The 24,222-nt window shown below is 76.2% G+C and carries 19 protein-coding genes and 1 pseudogene; 16 read left to right on the top strand and 4 right to left on the bottom strand.

Annotated features, from left to right (window positions below; all coding sequences use genetic code 11):
• Nucleotides 1–348 precede the first annotated feature (348 nt).
• The 9 genes from ACZ6EJ_RS12570 to ACZ6EJ_RS12530 all read left to right on the top strand — a co-directional run bounded on the left by ACZ6EJ_RS12570 (nucleotide 349) and on the right by ACZ6EJ_RS12530 (nucleotide 10,156).
• Complete coding sequence (locus ACZ6EJ_RS12570) at nucleotides 349–1,515, top strand: glycosyltransferase (RefSeq protein ID WP_469266795.1); 1,167 nt, start codon at nucleotides 349–351, stop codon at nucleotides 1,513–1,515.
• A complete protein-coding gene (locus ACZ6EJ_RS12565) occupies nucleotides 1,512–2,993 on the top strand; it encodes an exopolysaccharide biosynthesis polyprenyl glycosylphosphotransferase (RefSeq protein ID WP_469266702.1) in 1,482 nt (493 codons plus the stop codon). The genes ACZ6EJ_RS12570 and ACZ6EJ_RS12565 overlap by 4 nt, the downstream gene beginning before the upstream one ends.
• 2 nt (nucleotides 2,994–2,995) lie before the next feature.
• On the top strand, nucleotides 2,996–4,351 hold the full coding sequence (locus tag ACZ6EJ_RS12560; RefSeq protein ID WP_469266701.1) for an O-antigen ligase family protein: 1,356 nt from the start codon (nucleotides 2,996–2,998) through the stop codon (nucleotides 4,349–4,351).
• Nucleotides 4,348–5,997: a lipid II flippase MurJ gene (locus ACZ6EJ_RS12555; RefSeq protein ID WP_469266699.1), complete on the top strand. Its 1,650-nt coding sequence runs from the start codon at nucleotides 4,348–4,350 to the stop codon at nucleotides 5,995–5,997. The genes ACZ6EJ_RS12560 and ACZ6EJ_RS12555 overlap by 4 nt, the downstream gene beginning before the upstream one ends.
• Nucleotides 5,987–6,799, top strand: a complete 813-nt coding sequence (locus tag ACZ6EJ_RS12550; RefSeq protein ID WP_469266697.1) for a polysaccharide deacetylase family protein — start codon at nucleotides 5,987–5,989, stop codon at nucleotides 6,797–6,799. Before ACZ6EJ_RS12555 ends, ACZ6EJ_RS12550 begins: the two co-directional genes overlap by 11 nt.
• Entirely contained in the window at nucleotides 6,796–7,932 is a 1,137-nt protein-coding gene (locus ACZ6EJ_RS12545; RefSeq protein WP_469266696.1) for a glycosyltransferase, read from the top strand. The genes ACZ6EJ_RS12550 and ACZ6EJ_RS12545 overlap by 4 nt, the downstream gene beginning before the upstream one ends.
• A complete protein-coding gene (locus ACZ6EJ_RS12540) occupies nucleotides 7,929–8,603 on the top strand; it encodes a YveK family protein (RefSeq protein ID WP_469266694.1) in 675 nt (224 codons plus the stop codon). The genes ACZ6EJ_RS12545 and ACZ6EJ_RS12540 overlap by 4 nt, the downstream gene beginning before the upstream one ends.
• Nucleotides 8,600–9,745: a GNAT family N-acetyltransferase gene (locus ACZ6EJ_RS12535; RefSeq protein WP_469266692.1), complete on the top strand. Its 1,146-nt coding sequence runs from the start codon at nucleotides 8,600–8,602 to the stop codon at nucleotides 9,743–9,745. The genes ACZ6EJ_RS12540 and ACZ6EJ_RS12535 overlap by 4 nt, the downstream gene beginning before the upstream one ends.
• A 138-nt stretch (nucleotides 9,746–9,883) precedes the next feature.
• Nucleotides 9,884–10,156: a chaplin gene (locus tag ACZ6EJ_RS12530; protein WP_469266691.1), complete on the top strand. Its 273-nt coding sequence runs from the start codon at nucleotides 9,884–9,886 to the stop codon at nucleotides 10,154–10,156.
• A gap of 76 nt (nucleotides 10,157–10,232) precedes the next feature.
• Here the strand turns inward: ACZ6EJ_RS12530 and ACZ6EJ_RS12525 are convergent, their stop codons facing one another.
• Complete coding sequence (locus ACZ6EJ_RS12525) at nucleotides 10,233–11,096, bottom strand: tyrosinase family protein (RefSeq protein WP_469266689.1); 864 nt, start codon at nucleotides 11,094–11,096, stop codon at nucleotides 10,233–10,235.
• Between the two features lie 19 nt (nucleotides 11,097–11,115).
• A complete protein-coding gene (locus ACZ6EJ_RS12520; RefSeq protein WP_469266687.1) occupies nucleotides 11,116–11,574 on the bottom strand; it encodes a tyrosinase family oxidase copper chaperone in 459 nt (152 codons plus the stop codon).
• A gap of 230 nt (nucleotides 11,575–11,804) precedes the next feature.
• On the opposite strand from ACZ6EJ_RS12520, the gene ACZ6EJ_RS12515 reads away from it, so the two are divergent.
• From ACZ6EJ_RS12515 to ACZ6EJ_RS12505, 3 genes and pseudogenes are all read left to right on the top strand, one after another.
• On the top strand, nucleotides 11,805–13,085 hold the full coding sequence (locus ACZ6EJ_RS12515) for a cytochrome P450 (protein WP_469266685.1): 1,281 nt from the start codon (nucleotides 11,805–11,807) through the stop codon (nucleotides 13,083–13,085).
• Nucleotides 13,086–13,182: 97 nt separating this feature from the next.
• A pseudogene (locus tag ACZ6EJ_RS12510) lies at nucleotides 13,183–14,536 on the top strand (glycoside hydrolase family 26 protein).
• Nucleotides 14,473–15,723 carry an APC family permease gene (locus tag ACZ6EJ_RS12505; RefSeq protein ID WP_469266683.1) on the top strand — a complete coding sequence of 417 codons (1,251 nt, stop codon included), beginning with the start codon at nucleotides 14,473–14,475 and terminating at the stop codon, nucleotides 15,721–15,723. The pseudogene ACZ6EJ_RS12510 and the gene ACZ6EJ_RS12505 overlap by 64 nt, the downstream one beginning before the upstream one ends.
• Before the next feature lie 37 nt (nucleotides 15,724–15,760).
• On the opposite strand, the gene ACZ6EJ_RS12500 is transcribed toward ACZ6EJ_RS12505, so the two are convergent.
• Together ACZ6EJ_RS12500 and ACZ6EJ_RS12495 are read right to left on the bottom strand one after the other, a co-directional pair.
• A complete protein-coding gene (locus ACZ6EJ_RS12500) occupies nucleotides 15,761–16,201 on the bottom strand; it encodes an SSI family serine proteinase inhibitor (protein ID WP_469266681.1) in 441 nt (146 codons plus the stop codon).
• A 264-nt stretch (nucleotides 16,202–16,465) separates the two neighbouring features.
• Nucleotides 16,466–17,125, bottom strand: a complete 660-nt coding sequence (locus ACZ6EJ_RS12495; RefSeq protein ID WP_469266680.1) for a TOPRIM nucleotidyl transferase/hydrolase domain-containing protein — start codon at nucleotides 17,123–17,125, stop codon at nucleotides 16,466–16,468.
• Nucleotides 17,126–17,376: 251 nt separating this feature from the next.
• On the opposite strand from ACZ6EJ_RS12495, the gene ACZ6EJ_RS12490 reads away from it, so the two are divergent.
• The 4 genes from ACZ6EJ_RS12490 to ACZ6EJ_RS12475 all read left to right on the top strand — a co-directional run bounded on the left by ACZ6EJ_RS12490 (nucleotide 17,377) and on the right by ACZ6EJ_RS12475 (nucleotide 24,125).
• Nucleotides 17,377–18,126 (top strand): type VII secretion system-associated protein, encoded by a 750-nt coding sequence (locus ACZ6EJ_RS12490; RefSeq protein ID WP_469266678.1) that lies wholly within the window; start codon nucleotides 17,377–17,379, stop codon nucleotides 18,124–18,126.
• Nucleotides 18,123–19,424, top strand: a complete 1,302-nt coding sequence (locus ACZ6EJ_RS12485; RefSeq protein ID WP_469266676.1) for a ricin-type beta-trefoil lectin domain protein — start codon at nucleotides 18,123–18,125, stop codon at nucleotides 19,422–19,424. The genes ACZ6EJ_RS12490 and ACZ6EJ_RS12485 overlap by 4 nt, the downstream gene beginning before the upstream one ends.
• Before the next feature lie 133 nt (nucleotides 19,425–19,557).
• Nucleotides 19,558–22,863, top strand: coding sequence for a right-handed parallel beta-helix repeat-containing protein (locus ACZ6EJ_RS12480; protein ID WP_469266674.1), 3,306 nt, complete (start codon nucleotides 19,558–19,560; stop codon nucleotides 22,861–22,863).
• A 14-nt stretch (nucleotides 22,864–22,877) separates the two neighbouring features.
• Complete coding sequence (locus ACZ6EJ_RS12475) at nucleotides 22,878–24,125, top strand: S8 family serine peptidase (RefSeq protein ID WP_469266673.1); 1,248 nt, start codon at nucleotides 22,878–22,880, stop codon at nucleotides 24,123–24,125.
• The last annotated feature ends 97 nt before the right edge of the window (nucleotides 24,126–24,222 follow it).

Raw genomic sequence — 24,222 nt, 5'->3', positions numbered from 1 at the left:
CGAAAACGGGGACGGCGCAATTCGCCGCTCCCGCGGTGCCGCCGTTCGGCGTGGCGAACGGGGGTGTGCGGCACGCCGGGAAAAGAGTGACGGAACACCTGCGGAAAGGGCGCGGGGAAACGCCCTCCCCTTTCGCGGGCTCCTGCGCCGCGAGCCTTCCACCGCCTGCCCAAGACGCCTCACGAGCAGGTGGGAGCCCGTCCCGCCCTCACTCGAACAGCCGCGCATCAGGGCTACTCCCCATGTGGTCGTATGAGCGAGTCATACCCATGATTGGGCCAGATGTCTGCCAAAGTGCATTTCGGCTTTACTCACCGTATTGAGCGAAGAGAGCCGTGCGTGCTGCACATGTGTCGTACTGACGAAAGACCTTTGACGGTCCTTCACCTGGTCCAGCCCGTCGACGGTGGTGTGGCTCGGGTCGTCGCCGACCTCGTCGAAGTCCAGGCCCGGTCGGGGCTGCGCCCCCTGGTGGCCTGTCCGCCCGGCAGTCCGCTGGCCCGCAGGGCCGCCGAGGCGGGCGCGGAGGTGCACGGCTGGGCCGCCACCCGCGCCCCCGGCCCCCGGTTGGCCGGCGAGGTCGCGGCCGCGCGCCGGATCGTCCGCACGAGCCGCCCGGACGTGGTGCACGCCCACAGTGCGAAAGCCGGGCTGGCGGGGCGCATCGCCGTACGCGGGTCGGTGCCGACGGTGTTCCAGCCGCACGCCTGGTCGTTCGAGGCCGTCGACGGACGCACCGCCGAACTGGCGGTGCGCTGGGAGCGGTTCGCGGCCCGCTGGGCCGACCACATCCTGTGCGTCAGCGACGCCGAACGCCGCGCCGGCCAGCGGGCGGGGATCACGGCCCGCTGGTCGGTGGTCCACAACGGCGTCGACCTCGACCGCTTCCGCCCCGGCGGCGGCGCCGAGCGCGCGGCGGCCCGCGCCGCTCTGCCCCTGCTGGCCGACGCCCCCGCCCGGGCCCCGGTGGTCGTCTGCGTCGGCCGGCTGACCCGGCAGAAGGGGCAGGACGTCCTGCTGCGGGCCTGGAGCCGCGTCCGGGTGCCTGCGGCGCGCCTGGTCCTGGTGGGCGACGGGCCCGACCGCGGGCGGCTGGAGCGATCGGCCCCGCCCGGCGTGCTGTTCACCGGGGACTGCGAGGACGTGCTGCCGTGGATGCACGCCGCGGACGTCCTCGTGCTGCCCTCCCGCTGGGAGGGCATGGCGCTGGCGCCGCTGGAGGCCATGGCCTGCGGGCGCCCCGTCGTGGTCACCGACGTCGACGGGGCGCGGGAGAGCCTCGCACCGGGCCACGAGGAGCACTGCCTCGTGCCGCCCGAGGACCCGGCGGCCCTCGCACGGGCGCTCACCGCGCTGCTCACCGACCCGGAACTGCGCGAGACGGTCTCCCGCCGGGCCCTGCGGCACACCCGGTCGGTCTTCGACGTGCGGCGCACGGCGGGGGCGATCGCCGCTCTCTACCAGGATCTTGTCGGCCTGTCGGACCCCACGATGAGGAAGCGCACCGAGCGATGACGATGGAGAGCGCCCCCGTTCCCGCCGCCGGACAGGCGACCGCCGTGCAGGCGCGCACGGTGCACCCGCAGCGAAGGGGGAGCGGGCACGCCCGGCCCCCGCGCGGCGGGCGCCGGGCCGTCCGGTGCGGCCGGGTGGCGCAGCTCGTGTGCGGCGACGCCCTCGCGCCCGTCGCGGCGTGCGCGCTGCTCGCCCCCGCGCCGTGGCCCTGGACGGTGGCGGCCGCCCAGGCGGCGGCGCAGGTGCTCCTCTTCGCCCACCGGGGGCTCTACCGCAGGCGGCTGTCCGCCTCCGTGCTCACCGAACTCCCCGCGCTCCTCGGTCTCGTCCTCCTCCAGTGGTACGTGACGTCGGAGGTGCTGAGCCTGTGGACCGGCCGCCCCGCGGCGGGCTGGGCGGTGCTCGCCCACGGGGCGGCCGCGCAGGCGGCGCTGACCTGCGCGGCGCGGGCGGCGGTGCACCGGGCGCGGCGGCGCGAGGGCGCGCGCCGGCCCCGCTCCGCCCTGGTCGTCGGCGACGGCGCGCTCGCCCGCCGGGTGGCGGCCGCCCTGTGCGACCACCCCGAGTACGGGCTGCGCCCGGTCGCCCTGGTCGCCGGCCGCGGGGGCGAGGGCGTCGCGGTGGGGTGCGGGGCGCGGCCGCTGCCGGTCCTGGGCGCCCCGCGGGAGGTGGGGCGGGCGGTGGTGCGCCACAGCGTGCGGCACGCGGTGTTCACCGCCCCGCCCGACGCCGCCCCGGACGGCGCCGCCCTCCTCTCCCTGCTCACCGGCTACGGCTGCCGGGTGTGGCTGGTCACCGATCCGGGCGCCGGGGCCCCCGCCGCGCGCCCGGTCGTGGACCGCCCGGACCATGTGTGGGGCTTCGCCGTCCACCGGCTGCGCGAGGAGGCCCGGCGCCCCCTCGGCCACGGCGCCAAGCGGGTGATGGACACGGTCCTGGCGGCGCTCGGCCTGCTGGCGGCCGCGCCGGTGATGGCGGTCTGCGCGCTGGCGGTGCGGCTGGCGGACGGGCCGGGGGTGATCTTCCGCCAGGAGCGCGTCGGCCGCGGCGGCCGCCCGTTCGTCCTGCTGAAGTTCCGTACGCTGCGGCCCGCCGACGCCCAGGAGTCGGCGACCCGGTGGAACGTCGCCTCCGACGGGCGGATGAGCCGGGTGGGCCGGGCGCTGCGCCGCACCTCCCTCGACGAGCTGCCGCAACTGTGGAACGTCCTGCGCGGCGACATGAGCCTGGTCGGACCGCGCCCCGAACGCCCCTTCTTCGTCGCCCAGTTCAGCCGCGCCCACCCCGGATACCCGGCCCGCCACCGGATGCCGGTGGGCCTCACCGGGCTGGCCCAGGTGAACGGGTTGCGCGGCGACACCTCGATCGAGGAGCGGGCCCGCTTCGACAACCACTACATCGAGACCTGGTCGCTCTGGCGGGACGCGTGCGTGCTGATGCGGACCGCGGGCTCCCTGTTCCGGCTCGGAGGGAGCTGACCATGGCCGCCGTCCTCGCCGCGCCCGCACCCGCCGTCCCCGCCGTCCGCCGTCCGGCGGCGGCCGGATGGCGGAGCAGGTGGCCGCTGCTGCCGCTGGTCGCGACCGTCCTGCTGCCCGCCCTCCCCCTCGGCGCGTCCGGCGGCGGCCCGGCGGTCACCCCGGCCGACCTCGCCTCCGGCCTCGCGGTCCTGGTGTGCGCGGGGCGGCTGCTGTACCTGCGGCGGCGCCCGCTGAGCCCCGCGGCCGCCCTCGTCCTGGGCCTGCCCGCCGCGGGGTTCGCCGTGGCCACCGTGACCGCCGCGGACCCGGCGGCGGCCCTGCCGGGGCTGGTCCGCTACCTCCAGGTCTTCGTCCTGGTGCCGGCCGCCGTGTTCCTGCTGCTCCGCGACGCCCGCGGCTTCCGGATCGTCGCCGGCTGCCTGGTCCTGCCGGCGCTCGTCCAGGGCGCCGTCGGCGTCCACCAGTACGCCACCGGGACCGGGGCCTCGTACATGGGCGAGGACGTGCGGGCGGTCGGCACGTTCGGGCCGGGCGACGTCATGGGGATGGCCACCGTGGTCGCCTACGGGCTGCTCGCCGCGGCCGCCTGCGCGCTGCGGCCGCCCGGCTCCGCGCCCCGCCTGCTGCGGCCGTGCGCCGCCCTCGTCGCCGCCGCGCTGCTCGTGCCGCTGGCGCTCTCGTTCAGCCGGGGCGTGTGGATCGCCACGGCCGCCGCCCTCCTCGCGGCCCTGGCGTTGAGCGGGCGGCGCCGGGCCCTGGCCTCGCTGGCCGTGCTCGCCGCGGCGGGGGTGGTGCTGGTCGGCGGGTTCGGCGTCGGCTCCGCGATGCTCGCGGACCGGGTCGCCAGCGTGACCGAGGTGACCCGGTCCCCGGACCGCTCGGTGAGCGACCGGTACGCGATGTGGAGCGCCGCGGGCTCGATGTGGCGCGAGCGCCCCGCGGTCGGGGTCGGCCTCAAGGGGTTCCCCGCCCACCGGGACGCGCACGCCTCGATCGGCCTCTCCTCCGGGAGCGACACCGCCGGGGCGGGCCGGCGGTTCCGCAGGCAGGCCCTCCTGTCGCCGCACAACATGTACCTCCTCGTCCTGAGCGAACAGGGCCTCGTCGGCCTCACCGCGGTCGTCGGCGGCTGGGCGGCGATCCTGGTCGCGGCCGTCCGCAGGCTCCGCTCGGCCCGTGCCCGCCGGGGCGCGCCCCTCGACTGCGGTCTCGTGGCGGTCGCGCTGATGACGTGGCAGAGCGTCGACTTCCTGTACGCGGACATCGGCGGGCCCACGACGGTGCTGAGCGGCGTCGTGCTGGGGCTGGCCGCCTGGTGGGCGCTGGCGGAACCGGGCGCGGAGACGGCCGGATGAGCGGCGCGGGGACGCGGACCGCGCCGCTCCCGGCCCCCGAGCCCGCGTCGAAGGAGTGCGGCGGCGGCAGCCCCCGGCTCGGGTCCTTCCTCGCCCGTGCGGCGGCGGCCACCGCCGGTCTGACCGTGCTGGGGGCCCTCCTCGGCCTGGTGCGGGACCAGGCCGTCGCCCGCTACTTCGGCGCGAGCGGCGCGAGCGACGCGTTCCTGGTCGCCTGGACGATCCCCGAGATGGCGGCGACGCTGCTGATCGAGGACGGCATGGCGCTGCTGCTCGTCCCGGCCTTCTCCCTCGCCCTGACCCGGCGGGCGGCGGCGCTCGGGGGCGGGGATGGACCGGGGGCCGACCCCGTGCGCGCCCTGGTCGCGGCCACGCTCCCCCGGCTGTCGGCCCTGCTCGCGGGCGCGGCGGCGCTGCTCGCCGCCGGGGCCCCGTGGATCGTGGACGTGCTGGCGCCGGGGCTGGCCGATCCCCGGCTCGCGGTGGACTGCACCCGGTTGACGGGGCTCACCGTGCTCACGTTCGGGATCACCGGCTACTTCAGCGCCGCCCTGCGCGCGCACGGCAGCTTCCTGCCCCCCGCCGGGGTCTACGCCGCCTACAACGTCGGCATCATCGGCATGACGCTGGCCCTGCACACCGCGTGGGGGGTGCGGGCCGCGGCGGCGGGCGTCGCGGTCGGCGGCGTCCTGATGGTCCTGACCCAACTCCCCGTCTTCCTGCGCCTGGTGCCGCCCGCGCGCCCGCGGTTCGGCCGGACCGGGCGGCGGGTCGCGCGGGCGGCCGCGCCGCTGGGGGCCGCGGTGCTGGCCCCGGTGGTCCTGTTCGTGGTGGGCCGCCAGTCCCAGGTGCTGATCGAGCGGTTCCTGGCCTCCACGCTGCCCGCCGGGGCGATCTCCCATCTGAACTACGCGCAGAAGGTCGCGCAGGTGCCGATGGTGCTGTCGCTGATGGTCTGCACGGTGACCTTCCCGGTCGTCGCCCGCGCCATCGCCGCCGGGGACCGGGAGAGGGCCCGGCTGCGCGTCGAACGGGACCTGACGCTGGCCGCGGCGGTGGTGCTGCTGGGCACGGCGCTCCTCCTCGGACACGCCCCCCACATCATCGAGGTGCTCTTCCAGCGCGGCGCGTTCGACGCCCACGACACGGAAGTCACCGCGCGGGCGATGCGGGTCTACGCGGCGGGGCTGCTCGGGCACTGCCTGGTCGGCGCGTTGAGCAGGCCGTTCTTCTCTTCCGGGCGGCCCACCTGGTTCCCCGCGGCCGCCATGGGCGCCGGGCTGCTGGTCACCCTGGGGGCCGGGCTCGCCCTCACGCACCGCTTCGGCGTCGACGGCATCGCGGCGGCCAACGCGTGCGGGATCAGCACGGCCGCCCTGCTCCTCCTCCTCGGGCTCGGCAGCCGGGTCGTGCCCGTCCGCCCGAGGGCCGTGGCGCTCTCCCTGGGGCGGCTCGCCCTCGCCGCGCTCGCCGCCGGGGCGGCGGGCTGGGCGGCCGCCGCGGCCGTCCACGACCCGTTGCCGAGCCTGGCCGCCGGGTGCCTGATCGTCCCCGGCGTGTTCGTCCTGACCGGGCTCGCCCTGCGCTCGCCCGACATCGCTTCCCTGCTCGCCCTCACCCGACGGAGGCTCCTCCATGGCCGCTGACCGCCCGGCGCGCCGCGCCGACGCTCCCCCGCCCCGGTCCCGCCCGCCCGCCCGCCGCCGGCCGTGGATCCTCACGTACCACTCGGTGAGCGACACGGGCGACGACCCGTACGGCATCACCGTCTCCCCCGCGCGCCTGGCCGAGCAGTTGTCCTGGCTGCGCGGCAGGGGGCTGACGGGGGTGGGGGTCGCGGAGCTGCTGCGGGCGGAGGCGGCGGGGCGGCGCGGCCTGGTCGGGCTGACCTTCGACGACGGGTACGCGGACTTCCTCGGCGAGGCGCTGCCGGTGCTGCGCGCGCACGGCTTCCGGGCGACCGTCTTCGTCCTGCCGGGGCGCGACGGCGGCGTGAACGCGTGGGACCCGCTGGGGCCGCGCAAGCCGCTGCTGACCCGCGCGGACCTCCGGCGCGTCGCCGAGGCCGGCATGGAGGTCGGCTCGCACGGCCTGTACCACCGGGACCTGACCGCGCTGGCCGACGCGGAACTGCACCGCGAGACGCGGCACAGCCGGGAGCTGATCGGCGACCTCACCGGCGCCCTCCCGGAGGGCTTCTGCTACCCGTACGGCATCCTCGACCGCCGCGTCGCGGCCGCCGCCCGCTCCGCCGGATACGCCTACGCCTGCGCGCTGGCGGCCGGCCCGCCGCTCGGCCGCTTCGCGCTCCCCCGCACCCACGTCAGCCAGGCCGACCGGGGCGTACGGCTGTGGGCGAAGGCGCTGCGCCACGGACTGCGGCACGGCGGGGCGGCCGGGGAGCGCCCGGCGGCGGCCGGCCCGGTGCGGACGGGGGGCTCCCGGTGAGGGCGCTGCACGTCATCACCGGGCTGGGCGTCGGCGGGGCGGAGCTCCAGTTGCGGCTGCTGCTGCGCCATCTGCCGGTGCCCTGCGACGTGGTGACGCTCACCAACCCCGGCCCGGTGGCCGAGGGGCTGCGGGCCGACGGGGTCCGGGTGGCCCATCTGGGGATGCGCGGCAACCGGGACCTCCCGGCCGTGGGGAGGCTGGCCCGGCTGATCCGGCGCGGCCGCTACGACCTGGTCCACACGCACCTGTACCGGGCCTGCGTGTACGGCCGGGTCGCGGCCCGGCTCGCGGGCGCGCGGGCGGTGGTCGCCACCGAGCACTCCCTGGGCCGCGCCGAGATCGAGGGCCGGCCGCTCGGCCGCGGCGTCCGCGCCCTCTACCTCTCCACCGAGCGGCTCGGCTCGGCCACCGTCGCCGTCTCCCCGACCGTGGCCGGGCGGCTGCGGGACTGGGGGGTGCCCGCGAACCGCATCCGGCTGGTGCCCAACGGCATCGACGCGGACCGCTTCCGCTACGACGCGGAGCGGCGGGCGGCCGTGCGGGCGGCGCTGGACATCCCCGGCGACGCGTTCACGGTGGGCGGGGTCGGCCGCCTGGTGCCCGGCAAACGCTTCGACGTGCTGCTCCGCGCGGTGGCCGCCCTGCCGCCCGCCCGCCTGCTGCTGGCCGGCGACGGTCCCGAGGCCGGGCCGCTGCGGGCCCTGGCCCACCGCCTCGGGGCGGCGGACCGGGTGCGCTTCCTCGGGGAGTGCGGCGAGGCGGGCGGCGGGCCGGCGCCCGGCGTCCCGGCGCTGCTCAGCGCCGTGGACGTGTTCGTCTCCACCTCCCGCGAGGAGTCCTTCGGCCTGGCGGCCGTGGAGGCGCTCGCGGCGGGGCTGCCGGTGCTGCACGACGCCTGCCCCGCCATCGACGACCTGCCCTCCTCCCACGCGCCCGGCGCCACCCGGATCTCCGGGAGCGCCGAGGAGTTGGCGGCCGGGCTGCGGCAGCGGATACACGCCCGCGCCCACCGGCTGCCGCCGCCCCGAGCCGTCGGCCACTACGACATCAGGCGCAGCGCCGAGCGCCTGATGGAGGTCTACGCGTACGCCCTCGACACCGCCCCACCGAACCGGAGAGCCCTGCCATGACCGAGAACCCCGAGCGGCGGCGACACCTCGTCGCACGCCGGCTGCGCACCACCCTGTCCCAACTGCCGCACTGGTGGCCCCTGCCCGCCTGCGCACTGCTCGGCACGGTGTCCGGGCTCGGGTACGGCGTGCTCGCCGAGCCCCGGTACGAGTCCACCGGCTACGCGGTGGTCGTCGCCGAGAAGGGGACCGACCCCTCGGCGGCGCTGGGCTACGCCCAGTCGTTCGGGCGGCTGGCCACCACCGACGCGACCCTGTCGTACGCGCAGGGCGCGGCCGGCGAGCCGGTGCGCGAACTGCGGTCGCTGGTGCGGTCGGAGACCTCTCCCGACGCGCCGATGATCGCGGTGACCGGCTCGTCCGGCGAGGGGCGCCGGGCGGCCGACATCGCGAACGCGGTCATCGAGGCCGTCGTCGTGAGCAGCGGCCATGTCTCCGAGGACACCGGGGTGAAGCTGGTCAAGTTCACCCACGCGATGGCGCCGGACCGGCCGGTCGCGCCGTCCGTGCCGCTGGGCACGGCCGTGGGAGCGGCCGCCGGCGGCCTGCTGGGGGGCCTGGTCCTGCTGGTGCGCCCGCGCCGGGCCGGCTGGAGCGTCGCGGCCCAGGTCCCCGCCCCGGCCTCGGGCGGCGCGTCCGCGGCCCTGGACGACCGGGGGGCCGTGCGATGAGGGGACGGACGGGCGGCGTCGCCGTGACCCTGTGCCGGGACTTCCGGGAGTTCGGCGCGCTCGCCGGGGAGTGGGACGCCCTGCACCGCCGCTGCGCCACCGCCACCCCGTTCCAGAGCCACGCCTGGCTGCACTCGTGGTGGATCTCCTACGGCCGCCGGGACCGTCTGCGGGTCGTCCTGGTGCGGCGGGCGGGCCGGCTGATCGGGGCGGCGCCGCTGATGCTGGCGCACCGCCCGATGCCGCTGCTCGTCCCGATGGGCGGAGCCGTCTCCGACTTCTTCGACATCCTGCTGGACGAGGAGGAGGCGGGGTACGCGGTGGGGGCGCTGGGGCGCGGCCTGGACCGGGCGGCCCGGCACGCCGTGATCGACCTGCGGGAGGTGCGGCCCGACGCCTCCGCGCAGTTGCTGTTCGGCCGGTGGACGGGGCCGCGGAGCCGGCTCGCGGACTCGACGTGCATGGAGCTGCCCGCCCGGCCGCTGGACGACCTGGCGGCGCGGCTGACCGGAGCGCGGGGGCAGCGGCTGCGGGCCAGGCTGCGCGGGGTGGAGGCGCTGGGGATCACGGCGAGCACGGTCCCGCAGGACGGCGTCCCCGCGGCGATCGGGACGCTGCTGCGGCTGCACCGGCGGCAGTGGGAGGGGCGGGCGGTCAATCCCGAGCATCTCAGGGCGCGCTTCTCGGACCACCTGGTCCGCTCGGTGGGGCGGATGACGGCGGACGGGACGGGGGCCGTGACGGAGTTCCGGCTGGCGGGCGAGGTGGTGGCCTCCGGCCTGTCGTTGCAGTCCGGGCCCCTGGTCGGCGGCTACCTGTTCGGCGCGGACCCGGCGCTGCGCGCACGGAAGGTCGACGTGTCGACGTTGCTGCTGCGCGACCTCGCCCGGCGCGCCTGGGAGGACGGGCGCGAGGTGGTGAGCCTGCTGCGCGGCGCGGAGCGGTACAAGGCGCACTGGCAGCCCGTCACCGTGGCCAACCAGCGGCTGCTGCTGGCCCGTCCCGAGCTGGAGCCCCTGCTGCGGCTGCGCGAGTCCCAGGCGGCGGTGCGGGAGCGGGCGGCGCGGACCGTGAAGGCCCGCTTCCCGGCGGCGCGGGACTGGCGCGACCGGCTGGCCGCGCTGCCCTCGATCGGGCGCTGACCCGGCGCCGGGTGACCCGGACGGCGGCGTCGGAGATATCGCCTATGGGAGATCCGTTACCGTTCGGCGCTTTGCGCGTTGTCAGGGGGTGCGGGCCTCACGTCCGCACACCATCCCCTTCCTTACAAGGAGTTCTGAATGTCTCGTATGACGAAGGTCGCCGCTGTCATGGCCGGTACCGGCGCCCTCATCGCCGGCGGCGCCGGCATGGCGTCCGCGGACGCCGGCGCCCAGGGCCTCGCCGCCGGCTCCCCCGGCGTCGTCTCGGGCAACGTCATCCAGGTGCCCGTGCACGTGCCGGTGAACCTCTGCGGCAACACGATCAACGTGATCGGCGTCCTGAACCCGGCGTTCGGCAACACCTGCATCAACGCCGACGGCGACCACGGGGACTACGGCCACGGCCGCTGATCCGCCGCATTGACCGAGCGGCCGGCCCTCTCCTTCCGGAGGGGCCGGCCGTTTCCGTGCGGGGGGTTCGCCACGATCAGGCGTAGCGGTAGAGCTTGCCGTGGTCGAGCAGGCGCGCGGGCGCCACGTTCCAGGGGGGCATCGGATCGTCGAGGCCGAAGACGTAGGCGCGGTCCCGGTCGGGCGAGGCGGGTTTGCGGCCCGGCAGGTAGGCGGAGCGCGGGTGGGCCTTCCGCCACCGGTCCCACAGCAGGTCGATGAAGGAGTGGTGCAGCCAGAAGACCGGGTCCTCGGGGGAGGCCGCGCCCGCCATCGGGCCGCCGACCCATTGGTGCACGCGGTTGTGGTTGGCCACCGCGCGCACACCGCGGATGCCCCAGCCCTCGACGCGGTTGCGGAAGCCCTCGGTGCTGGTGCTGTTCCACGGCTCGGTGTCGTAGACCGGGTCCTGGAGCGCCCGCGCCACGTCGTCCTTGGTGGGGAGGGAGACGGGGTCCCTGCCGGGCCTGCCGAAGTTGCGGGTGAGGTAGTGCTCGTCGGTGACTCCGCCCCCGACGCTCCAGTTGCCCGCCTCGTAGGCGAACGGCCCGGTGGTGACCATGCGGTCGCCCGCCCTGCCGTTGCCGCCGAGGAAGTCCTCCGCCCACAGCGAGGAGTCGGGCCGGTTGTCGGTGGTCCAGTCCCAGTAGGGGACGCTGACCCCGGCGTCGACGCTCTGGAGGGCTTTCTCGAACTCCAGCAGGTACTGGCGGTGCCAGGGGAAGAACGAGGCCGTCATGTGGGCCGGGCGCGGCCGGCGCTCGGTGTCCATGACGTAGTACTCCCGGTGCATGACGACGAAGTCGTCGTAGCGGCCGGAGCGCTTCAGTTTCAGGATGGCGTCGACGAGCCGGCGCTTCTCGGCGCGGGTCAGGTCGCGTTGGTTCTTGCGGGTGTACACCGGTGCTGGTCCTCCTCTTTCACATGCGGTGCGCGGCGGGGGGTGCGAGCCGGGCGGCGCCCAGCTCGTCGACGGCGGCGCGCGCCGTCTCCAGCAGCGTCGGATACGACTCGTAGTGCCGGACGTCGCTCAGGTAGGTGCCGTCCGCCCGCCTCATGACGTGCAGGGGCCTGCCGTCGATGCGGACGTCGGGGACCGGTTCGTCGGCGTCGCGGTCGGCGGCGGGGACGACGGCGGTCACCGTCCCCCGGATCTCCCGGCCCCGGTACATCTCGGTGAACTCCTCCGCGGCGAACTCCTCCGCGGCGGGCCGGGGCGCTTCGGGGCCGGGACGGGCGGCGGCTCCGCGCTCGCGTTCGAGCGCGGGGAGCAGGGCGGCGGCGGTGCCGGTGACCACGGCGGCGGTGAACGCGCCGCGCAGGACGAACCGGCGTGGGAAACGGTGTGCGCCGCCGGGTTCGGCGGGGATGGGGCTCATGGGGGTGACTTCCTGCCTCTCGTCGAGTCGTTGGGGGTGATGGTGGTGATGTCGACAACGAGTCGGTGGCGAATCGGTTCTCGTGCGCTCGGCGTACGGCCCCCTGGGCGCGCTCACGCTCCGTCAAACGCGTGAGGCTGTGCGGCGGCGGCCCGCCGGGGGCCGCGTCGGACGGCCCGCCGGGGCCCGTGGGCCGGAACATGGTCTGCGAACCCGTGGAGGTGGTGGGCATGACCGGTCCGTACGAGGTGTCCGGGGACCGCGCGTCGAGCGCGGCGGACGTCGACCTGGCCGACCCGGCCTTCTGGCGGCTGCCGCGGCCCGAGCGGCTCAGGGCCTTCGCCCTGCTGCGCGAACGCGACGCTCCGGTGCTCTTCACCCCCCGGCCGGGCGCCGCGCGCACGGTCGGGGGGCCCTTCTACGCCCTGGTGCGCCACGCCGACGTACGGGCCGCGAGCCGCGCACCGCGGGTGTTCGCGAGCGCTCCGGGGGTCACGGCCCCGGAGCCGGCCGGCTGGGCGAAGGCGGTCTTCGGGAACGCGATGGTCCACATGGACGGGGCCGAGCACGCGGCGCTGCGCCGGATCGTCTCGCGGCGCTTCACCCCGAGGCTGCTGGCCGGCGCGGAGGAGAACATCAACCGCCTCGCCGAGCGCCTGGTCGACGAGCTGATCGCCGCGCGCCCCCGCGACCTCGTGCCGTCGGCGGCCTCACGGCTGCCGCTGGAGGCGATCTGCGACCTGATGGGCGTGCCGGGGCCGTACCGGGCGCGGATCGCGGCGCGGGTCGACCGCACCTCGGAGCGCGTGGGGGTGGAGCGCCGGGGGCCGCGGGTGCCGGGGCGCGGGGTGGCGTCCCTGGCCCGTCTGCAGTGGCTGATGGCGCGGCTCGCCCGTGAGCGCCGGCGGCGGCCCGAGGACGACCTGGTCTCGGCGCTGGTGCACGCGGACGTCGACGGGGAGGCGCTGTCCGGGCGGCAACTGGCGGCGTTCTTCTCGCTGCTGCTGGTCGCCGGGGTGGAGACCACCCGCAACGCGATCGCGCACGGGCTGCACCTGCTCGACCGGCATCCGGAGCAGCGGGCCCTGCTGCGGTCCGACTTCGACCGGTACATCGGCGGCGCGGTCGACGAGATCGTGCGCCATTCGACGCCGATCATCCAGTTCCGCCGGACGGTCACCGCCCCCTGCGAGCTGGGCGGCCGCATGTTCCGTCCGGGCGAGAGGGTCGCCCTCGTCTACGCGTCGGCCAACCGCGACGAGGCCGTCTTCCCCCGTCCTGACGCCTTCGACATCACCCGCTCGCCCAATCCCCATCTGGGATACGGCGGAGGGGGCCCGCACCACTGCCTCGGCGCGCGTCTGGCCCACCTGGAGATGGCGGCACTCCTCCGGGAACTGCTCGTCCGGCGGCCGGTCGTCCGGACCCTGGGCGATCCGCGACTGGTCGACTCGCACTTCGACAACCGCGTCCGATCGCTCCCCATCACCTGCGGCCCCGCCCTCGCCTGAACGGGACGCCCGCCGGCCCTGCCCGAGCCGCCCGACGACGAGAACCCCTTGCCAACGCACCGGACCGACCCGGACCCTCACCCTGCCAGGAGAAGCAATGCCGGCACAGCGGCGTCTCATCAGTACGTGCATCGCGGCGGTGGCTCTCAGCCTCGCGGCCGGCGCCGGCGTCGCGGGCCGGCTGCCGGACGCCCACACCGTCGACGGCACGGCTCCCGGAGCGGCCGCGGTGCGCACGGCGCACGGCGCGTACCTCGACTACGGGCCCGCGGGCGTGGAGCGGATGGCCGATCTCGCGCGCTGGCTCGGCGGGGCCGAGCTGCGCGTGGGCCACACCTACCTGCCGGGCGACCTGTGGGTGAACATCGAGGGCGCTCCCGCGTTCCTCGAAGCCTGGGCCGCGTGGCGGCGGGCGGACGAGGAGCGGATGTTCGTCCTGAACGTGCCGATGCTGGAGCGCAACGAGGAGCAAGTGCCGGACGACGAGGTCCGCGCGCTGCTCAGGGCGGGCGCGGCCGGCGACTTCGACCAGCACTTCACCCGCCTGGCGGAGCGCCTGGTGCGGCTGGGCGTGCCGGACACGGTGGTCGTGCTCGGCTGGGAGATGAACGGCACCACGTACACGCACCGGTGCGGCCCCGACCCCGCGGCGTGGAAGGCGTACTGGCGGCGGATCGTCACCGCGATGCGCGCGGTGCCGGGCCAGGCGTTCCGCTTCGACTTCGCCCCCAGCCGGGGACGGGACGCGGTGCCGTGGACCGAGTGCTATCCGGGCGACGGCGTCGTGGACATCATCGGGATGGACTCCTACGACCAGCCGGCCGGCGAGACCTTCGACGACCAGGTCTCCGGTCCGTACGGGCTGAGGAAGCACGTGGACTTCGCCGCCGAGCACGGCAAGCCGATCTCGTTCCCGGAGTGGGGGCTCTTCCGCAACGGGGACAACCCCGTGTACATGCGGCGGATGCTCGCCTGGATCGACCGGCACGAGCCGCTCTACCAGACCGTCACGGACTACTGCCCGCACGGGGTCTGGCAGTGCGCGGACCACCCGCGGTCCTCGGAGGTCTACCGGACGGCGATGACGAGGATGGCCGCACCCTCCACGCCCGAGCCGTAGCCGGCCCCGACGCCCTCCGCCGACCGGGACCCCGCGCTGTCCGCGCGCCGGTAGTGCGTCACCGCCCCGGACGATGACGTACCGGGGCGGCGGCCGGAGCGGCGCGGCCCCCGCCCGCCCCGTACGCCCGTGCCTCCGCGCCGGAGGGGCCCTCCCGCTCGCTCGCGCCCCTCCGCGCCACCGGCCCGACACCGCCACCCTCTATCGTGCGCCCGTACCGGCGTCCGATTCCGTTCGGCCGGCAGGGTGTCACGGAGGGAGTGGGCGATGGGCAGCTCAACGGCGGCCGGGGGGTTGGAGCGCCGCCTGGGGGTGTTCGACGCCGTGGTGATCGGGCTCGGCTCGATGATCGGCGCGGGCATCTTCGCCGCGCTGGCGCCGGCCGCCTCGGCGGCGGGGTCCGGGCTGCTGCTCGGCCTGGCACTGGCCGCGGCCGTGGCGTACTGCAACGCGACGTCGTCCGCCCGGCTCGCCGCCCGCTATCCGGTGTCGGGCGGCACGTACGTGTACGGCCGCGAGCGCCTTGGGCCCTTCTGGGGCTACCTCGCCGGGTGGGCGTTCGTGGTCGGCAAGACCGCGTCGTGTGCGGCGATGGCCCTGACCGTGGGTTCGTACGTGTGGCCCCGGCACACCCACGCGGTGGCCGTCGCCTCGGTGGTGGCGCTCACCGCGGTCAACTACGCCGGGGTGCGGAAGTCCGCGCTCCTGACGCGGGGCATCGTCGCCGTCGCCCTCGCGGTGCTCGCCGCGGTGGTGACCGCCTGCCTCACCGGAGGCACGGCCGACGCCGCCCGGCTGGGCATCGGCGGGGACGCCACCGCGGGCGGGGTGCTCCAGGCGGCGGGGCTGCTGTTCTTCGCCTTCGCCGGGTACGCGCGCATCACGACGCTCGGCGAGGAGGTCCGCGACCCGGCCCGCACCATCCCGCGGGCGATCCGCACCGGGCTCGGCATCGCCCTGGCCGTGTACGCGGCCGTAGCGGTCTCGGCCCTGCTCGTGCTGGGCCCGGACGGGCTGAGCGGGGCCACCGCCCCGCTGGCCGACGCCGTGCGCGCCGCCGGCGCTCCCGCCCTGGCGCCCGTCGTGGGCGCCGGGGCCGCGGTCGCCGCGCTGGGCTCCCTGCTGGCGCTGATCCTCGGCGTCTCGCGCACTACGCTCGCGATGGCCCGCGACCGGCACCTGCCGCACGCGCTGGCCGCCGTCCACCCCCGCTTCCAGGTCCCCCACCGCGCCGAACTCGCCGTGGGCGCCGTCGTCGCGGTGCTGGCCGCGGTGGTGGACCTGCGCGGGGCGATCGGCTTCTCGTCCTTCGGCGTGCTGGTGTACTACGCCGTGGCCAACGCCTCCGCCCTCACCCTCCCCGGCCGCCGCGCCGCGCGGGTGACGCCGGTGCTCGGCGCCGTCGGCTGCGCGGCCCTGGCCTGTGCGCTGCCGGGCGCCTCCGTGCTGGCCGGGGCGGCGGTCATCGCGCTCGGCGCCGCGCTCTACGGCGCGCGTGGGGCGGGCCGCCGCCCCTGACGGCCGAAGACCTCGCGTCCCCGGCGGGGGCGCGAGGTCAGAAGGCGAACACCGAGCTGTCGTTCGTGCTCCCCGCCAGCTCGCAGGCGTTGCCGTACGTGGCGGTGAACTCGACCCGCTCCCCCTCCCACACACCGCGGGCGGTGACCGCGACCGGGTCCCACTGCCGGGTGCAGACCCGCTTCACGGGCCCGGCGGCGAGCTGGGCGAACTCGCCCGCGACGGCGGCGATCTCCTCGCAGGCCGCCTCGGGGGCGGGGTGGGTGCCCTCGGCGCGCGGGGCGCAGGTGAGCGTCACGGCCCGCTCGACGGGGGCGGTGAGGGGCTTCTCGCCGCGGGCGACGGTGAGCACCAGCGAGGACGGCGCGTTCGGGGCCCCGCCCGCCGGTGCGGCCTGGGCGGCGCCGGTCGCGTAACCGCCGACCAGAAGAGCGCTCGCGGTGGTGATGGCGAAGGTCGCGTGAAGATCGAGGCGCATGGCTGGAAGTCCCCTTGGTCGGATGCCTGGTCGCGGTCAGGAGTCTGACGCATACGGACCGTGAACGCATCTCGGCGACCGGCCTCCGCACGGCTCTCGCACGCGCCGCGCAGGGCGTACGGCAGCGGGGCGCCGGTTCGCGGGCTGTGGCGAACGCCCCTTGAGCTGCGACCGCTTCCGGGCGTCCGGCCGACGGGGCGCTCCCCGTTCGGCCGGAGGGACGCGCCGACCCCGTGCACCCGATCGCCGTATCGGCCGCCGCGCTCAGAGGTGGGCGAGGAGGCGGTCCAGGGGCGTCGGCAGGCGGGCGAGGTCCAGCGCGCCGACGAGTGCGCGGGCGTACTGCTCCTTGCGGCCGCCGATGGTGCCCATGAAGCGCTTCACCTGCGCTTCCACGGCCCGCTCCCGCTGTGCGGGCTGCCGTTGGAAGATCCGCAGGGCCCGCAGGTCGCCCTGGTCCTCGATGACCCGCTGGACTCCGGCCGCGCCGAGCGAGCGGATCAGTTCGTCCTCCAGGTCGGCGTGGCACACGAAGAAGCCCAGCGCCTCGGTGTCGCCGTCCGTGAGGCGGTCGCCGAACCCGGTCCGCTCCAGACCCCGGCGGAAGAAGCGCTGCTCCGCCGCGTCGCACAGGCCGGCCAGCCGGAGGCCGAGCCCGTGGGGGCCGAGGGGCCGCAGGAAGCGGGTGACGCTGGTCGCGCCCCCGATCGGCACGACCACCACGCCCTCGGCGGACGGCGAGCGCCCCTGCCGCGCGGCGAGCGCCTCGACGGCCGCCCGGTCGCTGACGCCCTCGACGAGGACCACCGTGCGCAACTCCATGGCGGCGGCCAGGTCGCGGACGAGGTCGGCCCGGACCCCGGCCGGAGCGCCGTCCGCCACCCAGGCGATGACCGTCTGCCGAAAGCGCGTCGCCGTGTCCATCGCCCCAGTCTCACATCCCTGCCCCCGAGCTCCACCATGGTTTGCGCGCACGCCGGTCGCGGCCCCGCCGCCCACCCCGGCCGGGCGGATCGGCGCACCGGGACGCCCGTCCCTCCGGTCGGTCGGCGGGGCGACCGGAACAGCTCGCTCCGGGAGCGTCCGAAGGCTCCGCCGACATGGCATCCTGTTGCCTTCCACGGACAGGTTGCGGCGCTCGCCGCCCGTGCACGACCCCCGAAGGCAGGTGCAGGATGCGGTCCGCAGAACGACGAGCGGATGCGGGGAGCGACGCCGTCGCGCCCCCCGGGACCACGGCCGGCGGAGAGCCGCCGGCGGAGGAGGAGCCCCCCGTCATACCCGACGCGGTGCGCGCCGCGGCGCGGGACGCTCCGGACCACTGGCTGGGCGCCGTCGATCCGCAGTGGCCGCAGGACCGGCCGCCGCCGGAGTGGGCGGTGGTCGGCGAGTGGCGCTCCGACGAGGACGGGGACGTCGTCGCGTACCGGCCCAACCCCCTTTACCGGCCGTCCCCTTCGGCGCTCGGGTGGCCTGAGCCCACTGATCCGGTGGACGCGGCGGCGCAACGGGCGGCGACCGGATACGGCTCCGTCGACGAGGCGTTGACGGCCCTGGCCGCCGCGGAGGTCAGCGTGGTGCGCGGTCTCGACGGACGGCCGCTGACGGCAGCCGGAGCGGACGGCCGCCCCGTCGTCCTGGTCTTCACCGATCCCGCACATCAGTTCACGCCCGCGTCATTGATCCATGACACCCTGCCCGCAGCGGAGTTGGCGCGGGATGTGCGAGAATCACGCACGCTGCTGCTGGTCAACGCCCTGGCCTCCGCGCCCCTGGCCGTACCGGCGGAGAGCCTGCCGGACCCCGTGCCCGGCGAGGACGAGGGCGCGCGCGAGACCGGTGCCCACGAATCCGGCATCTCCGCTCCGCTGCCCGAAGGTTCAGTATCGGCCCCCTGGCCCCCTACCTCGGTGAGGACCCCGTGACGCGTTCGACCCCTGCTCCCGCCGTGCCTCCGGCCGGTGAGGACTCCACCGCCACCTCCACGGCCGCGACCCGGACGGACGGCGAGGAGAGCCGCGCCGGGGCCGCCGTGACGGCGACCGCGAGCACCGTCGCCGACGCCGCGGCGCCGGCCGCCGCGAAGGCCGCCGAGAAGTCCGAAGGCATGGCAGGCTCCGGGAGCGGGCCCGTCGGCGAGGACGCCTCGGCAGCTCCCCGTGCCGAGAGCGGCGCGGAGGCCGGAGGCGGCGCGGGGGCCCCGCGCGCCCAGGACGCCCCGGACGCCGCAACCGCCGGCGCGTCCCTACCCGACGGCGGAACCCGCGCCGAGGCCGACGCCGCGGCCGCGGTGTCGCAGAGCCGGCTGCCCGCCTTCGTACGGAACCTGACGTCGACGGCGGCCGGCGACGAGTCGCCGAAAACCGCGGCGGTGGGCCGGCCCGGCAAGGCGGCGCTGGCCGGAGCGGCGGTCGCCGGAACGCTTCTGCTGTCCGTGCCGTTCCTGGTGCTCGGCGGGGACGACGACGAACGGCCGCGGACGGCCAACGCCGCCGGGACCGTGCTGGGCGGTGACGAGCAGGGCAGGCCGGGCGAGTTCGGGGTAGCGGAGCCCGAGAAGTCCGGGGGCGGCGGGCCGAAGGCCGCCACCCCCTCGGTCGGCGCCTCCCCGTCCGGTGGTCCGGCCAGGAGCGCGCCCACCCGGGCCGGCACGTCCCCCACCGCCGCCACCCCCTCGGACAAGGCCGGCGGCGGCGGGAAGGCGGCCGGCGGCACGGGCGCGGCACCGGCCAAGCCGGCGTCGCAGGCCAGGTCGAAGGCGGCGGACGGAACGTCGGGCAGCCGCAGGGCTCCGGCGGGCGGGGGCGGCCAGGCGGCGCCCGCGTCCGGGGTGACGCTGGGCAACCCGGTGGTCATCCGCAACCATCTCTCGGGCCGCTGCCTGAACGTGCCCCACAGCATGTTCAACGACGGTATGCCGCTGGAGGTCTGGGACTGCAACGGCACCAACGCCCAGAGCTGGCAGTTCGCTTCGGACGGTACGCTGCGGATCGGCGGGAAGTGCCTCGACGTGGCCAACGCGAACTTCAACGACGGCACCCCCATCCAGCTCGCCCACTGCAGCGACAACGCCGCCCAGAAGTTCGTGCTCAACGAGGCCCACGACCTGGTGAACACCGTGGTCGGCAAGTGCGTCGACGTGAACCAGCACACCGACCACCGCATCGAGCTGCGGCTGTGGACGTGCACGGGCGCGGACAACCAGAAGTGGAGCTTCGCCTGACCGGCGCCGACCGGCGTCCTCGGCGGGAGCACGCGCGAACAACAGAGCGACGTACTGGCATGATCGTGGTTCCGGGTGCTCCCGGAAGCGGCGGGCGCATCGGATGGCGCCGCCCAGGCGAGGAGGTTCACGCGTGTCTCGGCAGGTACTGACGGTCGGTCCGGCAGGTTCCGACCGCTTCCGGACGATCGGGGAGGCGCTGGCGGCGGCGCGCATCGGGGCCGTCGTCAGCATCCGTCCGGGGACGTACGTCGAGAGCCTGGTGATCCACACACGGGTCACGCTCACGGCGGCCGAGGGACGGGGCACCGTGGAGATCCGGCCGCGTTCGGGCAGCGCGCTGTCGCTGCGCGCCGACGCCGTGATGCTCTCCGAGCTGACGCTGCGCGGCACCGACCCCGACCAGCCGGTCGTGGACGTGCGGCGCGGCCAGGCGGCGCTGGACGGCTGCGAGATCAGCGGTTCCTCGTGGACCGCGCTGCTGGCCGGCGGCACCGGCTCGCTGGCGCTGCGCGACTGCCGGGTGAGCAACCCCCAGGGCGCCGGGATCGTGATCACCTCGGCGGCCGGCAGTTCGGTGGAGTCCTGCTCCGTGGAGCACCTGGCGACCAGCGGCATCGTCCTGGCCGAGCAGGGGGACGCCACGATCCGCGGCTGCACCGTCCGCGACGCCCGAGGCAACGGCGTGCTCGCCAACGGCGACGCGGCCGGCTCCGTCGAGGACTGCGACATCTCCTCCACCGACAAGCCCTCGATCGCGCTGGAGGAACGCTGCACGACCCGCGTCGTGCGCTCGGTGGTGCACGACACCAGCACCGGCGTCCACATCACGAGCGCGGGCCGCACCACGCTGGAGGACGTACGGGTCACCGGCACGTCCGCGTCCGGCATCGTGCTGGCGCAGGGCACCGACCCGGTGCTCCGCCGCTGCCGCACCTCGCGCACACGGGGCAGCGGGCTGCTGGTGACCGACCGGGCGCGCGGCATGTTCGAGGACTGCTGGGTGGACACCGCCCAGGGCGCCGCGCTCAAGGTGAGCGGCGCGGCCTCGCCGGCCCTGACCGGGCTGACCGTGCGGGACTGCGACGAGGCCGGTCTGCTGCTGGAGGAGGACTCGGCGGCGGAGCTGGACCGGCTGGAGGTGATCGGCGGGTCCCCCGCCGTCCTGGTGCGCAGCGGCGCCAATCCGCTGCTGCGCCGGGCGCGGCTGGTGGAGCCGGCCGGCGACGGCATCGCGGCGTCGAAGGACGCGCGGGGTCGGGTGGAGGACTGCGAGGTGGTCCGTCCGCAGGGCGCCGGGGTGCGGGCGGGCTCGGGCAGCACGCTGTACCTGGCGGGCGGCGGCGTCTCCGGCAGCGGGGGCGACGGGCTCCTCGTCGAGGACGGCGGCAACGTGACCGTGCGGGACTTCCGCGTCGAGACGCCCGCCGAGGACGGCGTGGCGGTCGACGGCGGCGGCGAGGTGACCGCGAGCCGGCTCACCGTGCACGCCCCGAAGGGGCACGGGTTCGCGTTCCGGGAGGGCAGCCACGGCTCGCTGAGCGCCTGCGAGGTGACCAGCGGCGAGAAGGACGGCTTCCGGGTGGAGACGACGGCCCCGGTCTCGCTGGTGAACTGCACGGCGCGCGAGAACGCGGGCGGCGGACTGGTTCAGTCGACCCCCGGTGAGCGGCTGGCCGTGGAGGGGCTGACCAGCGTGGACAACGGCAAGCGGGACGCGTGGGGCACCGGCGCGGCGGAGAACACCGACCCGGCGGGGTCCGGCAGCGCCGAGGACTCCCCGCTCACCCGCGAGGGCGGCCCGTTGAGCGCGCTCAACGAGCTGATCGGCCTGGAGAACGTCAAGCAGCAGGTGCGCACCCTGGTGAACCTCACCCAACTCGCCCAGAAACGCGAGCAGTTGGGGATGTCCGCGCCGCCGATGAGCCGCCATCTGGTGTTCACGGGTCCGCCCGGCACCGGCAAGACGACCGTCGCGCGGCTCTACGGCTCGATCCTGGCGGAGCTGGGCTCGCTGCGCAGCGGCCATCTGGTCGAGGTGTCCCGTGCGGACCTGGTGGCGCAGATCGTGGGCGGTACGGCGATCAAGACGACGGAGACGTTCAACCGCGCCCTGGGCGGGGTGCTGTTCGTCGACGAGGCGTACACGCTGACCGCGGACAGCGGGAGCGGCGGAGCGGACTTCGGCCGGGAGGCCGTGGACACGCTGCTGAAGCTGATGGAGGACCACCGCGACGACGTGGTGGTCATCGTGGCGGGCTACTCGCGGGAGATGGAGTCGTTCCTGGCCTCCAACCCCGGTCTGGCGTCCCGGTTCTCGCGGACCGTGGAGTTCGAGAACTACTCGGTCCCCGAACTCGTGGCGATCATGGAGAACATGTGCACCCGGCACCAGTACGAGCTGGGCGAGGGCGCCGCCGAGGCGCTGGCGGCTCACTTCGAACGGATGCCGCGCGACGCGGGGTTCGGCAACGGCCGTGCCGCGCGCGGGGTGTTCGAGGAGATGGTGGACCGGCAGGCGGTGCGGCTCGCCTCGCAGGCGGACATCGGCGAGCGCGATCTGCGCCTCCTGCTCCCGCAGGACGTGTCCGACGCCGCCGTGCCGTCGACCGATGAGCCGGTCCAGGACCCGCTGACCGGCCTCGCGGACATGGTGGGGCTGGCGGAGGTCAAGCGGGACGTCACCGACCTGGTGAACCTGATCACGACGGCCCGGCACCGGGCGGCCGCCGGGCTGCCGGTGCCCTCGATCAGCCACCATCTGGTCTTCACCGGCCCGCCCGGTACCGGCAAGACCACGGTGGCCCGGTTGTACGGAGAGATCCTGACCCAGTTGGGCATCCTGACCAGCGGGCAGTTGGTCGAGGTGGCGCGGGCCGACCTGGTCGGCCGGTACATCGGCCACACCGCCCAGTTGACCAAGGAGGTCTTCGAACGGGCGCGCGGCGGTGTGCTGTTCATCGACGAGGCGTACACGCTCACCCCGGCGGGCGGCGGGGCCGACTTCGGCCAGGAGGCCGTGGACACCCTGCTGAAGCTGATGGAGGACCACCGCGACGACGTGGTGGTCATCGTCGCCGGGTACACCGAGGAGATGGAGCGGTTCCTCGCCTCCAACCCCGGTCTGTCGTCGCGGTTCTCGCGGCGCGTCGCCTTCTCCGACTACTCGTCCCAGGAGCTGGTCACCATCGTCCGCACCCACGCCGCCTCGATGGGCTACGAGTGCGGGCCGGGCACCGGTCCGCTGCTGGAGGAGTACTTCGACGCGCTGCCGCGGGACCGGACGTTCGGCAACGCGCGGTTGGCCCGCCAGGTCGTGGAGACGATGATCACGCGGCAGGCGGGGCGGCTCAGTTCGCTGGTCTCCCCCACCCTGGACGACCTGCGCACCCTCGTCCCGCAGGACGTCGTGCCGACGCGCAGGGGGGCCGGGCTGTGAGGGAGCGGGACTCGATGGACCATGCGGGCGCGACCGCTCGGGCGTCCGGAGGCGCACGTCCGGCGCACACGGCCGCACGTGCGGCGGGCGCGGGGCTGGCGGCCGGACTGGTGCTGCTGGCGGCGGTGCCGGCGGGGGCCTCGGTGCGCGCGGACGGGGAGCAGAAGCTTCCCGCCATGCCGTCGGCGCTCGGCGACGACGCGCAGCGCTCACCGTGCACGCCCGCGTCCAGAACCGCGGCGGAGCAGGGGGACTGGTCCCGCCAGCGCCTGGACCTCGGCCGGCTGCGCGAGCACGGCACGGGCGAGGGGGTGACGGTCGCCGTCATCGACACCGGCGTGGCGGCGGACGCGCGCGCCCTCAGGGGCCGGGTGACCGCTCACGGCGGGGCCGGCGAGGACTGCGTCGGGCACGGCACGTTCGTCGCGCACCTGGTGGCGGGCGCGGGCGGATCCTCGTCCGACCTCGCGGGCGTCGCACCGGGGGCCCGCGTGCTGGGGCTGCGCGGCACGGACGACCGCGGCAGGCCGGACGCCGCCCTGGTCGCGCGGGCGCTGCGGGACGCGACGGAGGCGAAGGCCGACGTGATCACGGTCTCCGTCGCACTGCCGCGGCGGAGCGGGGAGCTGACCCGTGCGGTCGAGGCCGCCGTGCGTTCGGGAGCGGTGGTCGTGGCGGCGGCGGTCCCCGACCCGCCCGCCGCCACCGAGGACCCGGTGCCGAGCCGGCCGTACTGGCCCGCGTCGGAGCCCGGCGTCATCTCGGTCCTGGACATGCAGCCCTCGGGCGCGCGGTCGGAGCGGGCGCTGCGGACGACGGGCGTCGACCTGGCCGCGCCGGGGGTCGGCGTGGTGGCCGGGGGGCCGCGCGGCTCCGGCCACTTCCTGGGCTCGGGGGCCTCGTTGGCCGCCGCGTACACCGCGGGTGCGGCGGCCGTCGTGCGTTCCGCGCACCCGGACGCCTCGGCCGACGAGGTGACCCGCCGCCTGGTGTCGGCGGCCTACCCGGCCGACGTCCCGCAGCTCGACCCGTACGCCGCCGTCACCGCCGTGGCCGACTTCGCGGCCCAGGAGGCGGCGCCGGCGCCCGTGCAGACGGTGCGGATGCGCGACACCTCGGCCGCGGACCGGGCCACCGACCGGGCGACGCTGCTGACGGTGGGCGGCGGGGCGGGGCTGCTCGCCGTGGTGTGGGCGGCGATGACGCTGCCCAGGGCGCGCGCCCGCGGCTGGCGCCCGGCGGAGCCGGAGCCGCGCGACTGACGGGTAGGGCGCCCGGCTCCGGTTTCCGCCGGCACGCCGGGCCTCCCGCCGTCCGCCGGGCTCCCCCGGCGCGGACCGCCGTCCGTACGGGCCGGGC

This window comes from Streptomyces sp. NPDC041970 (assembly GCF_055588985.1).
Note: the sequence above shows the minus strand (reverse complement) of the source record. Positions and strands in the feature narration are given on the sequence as shown.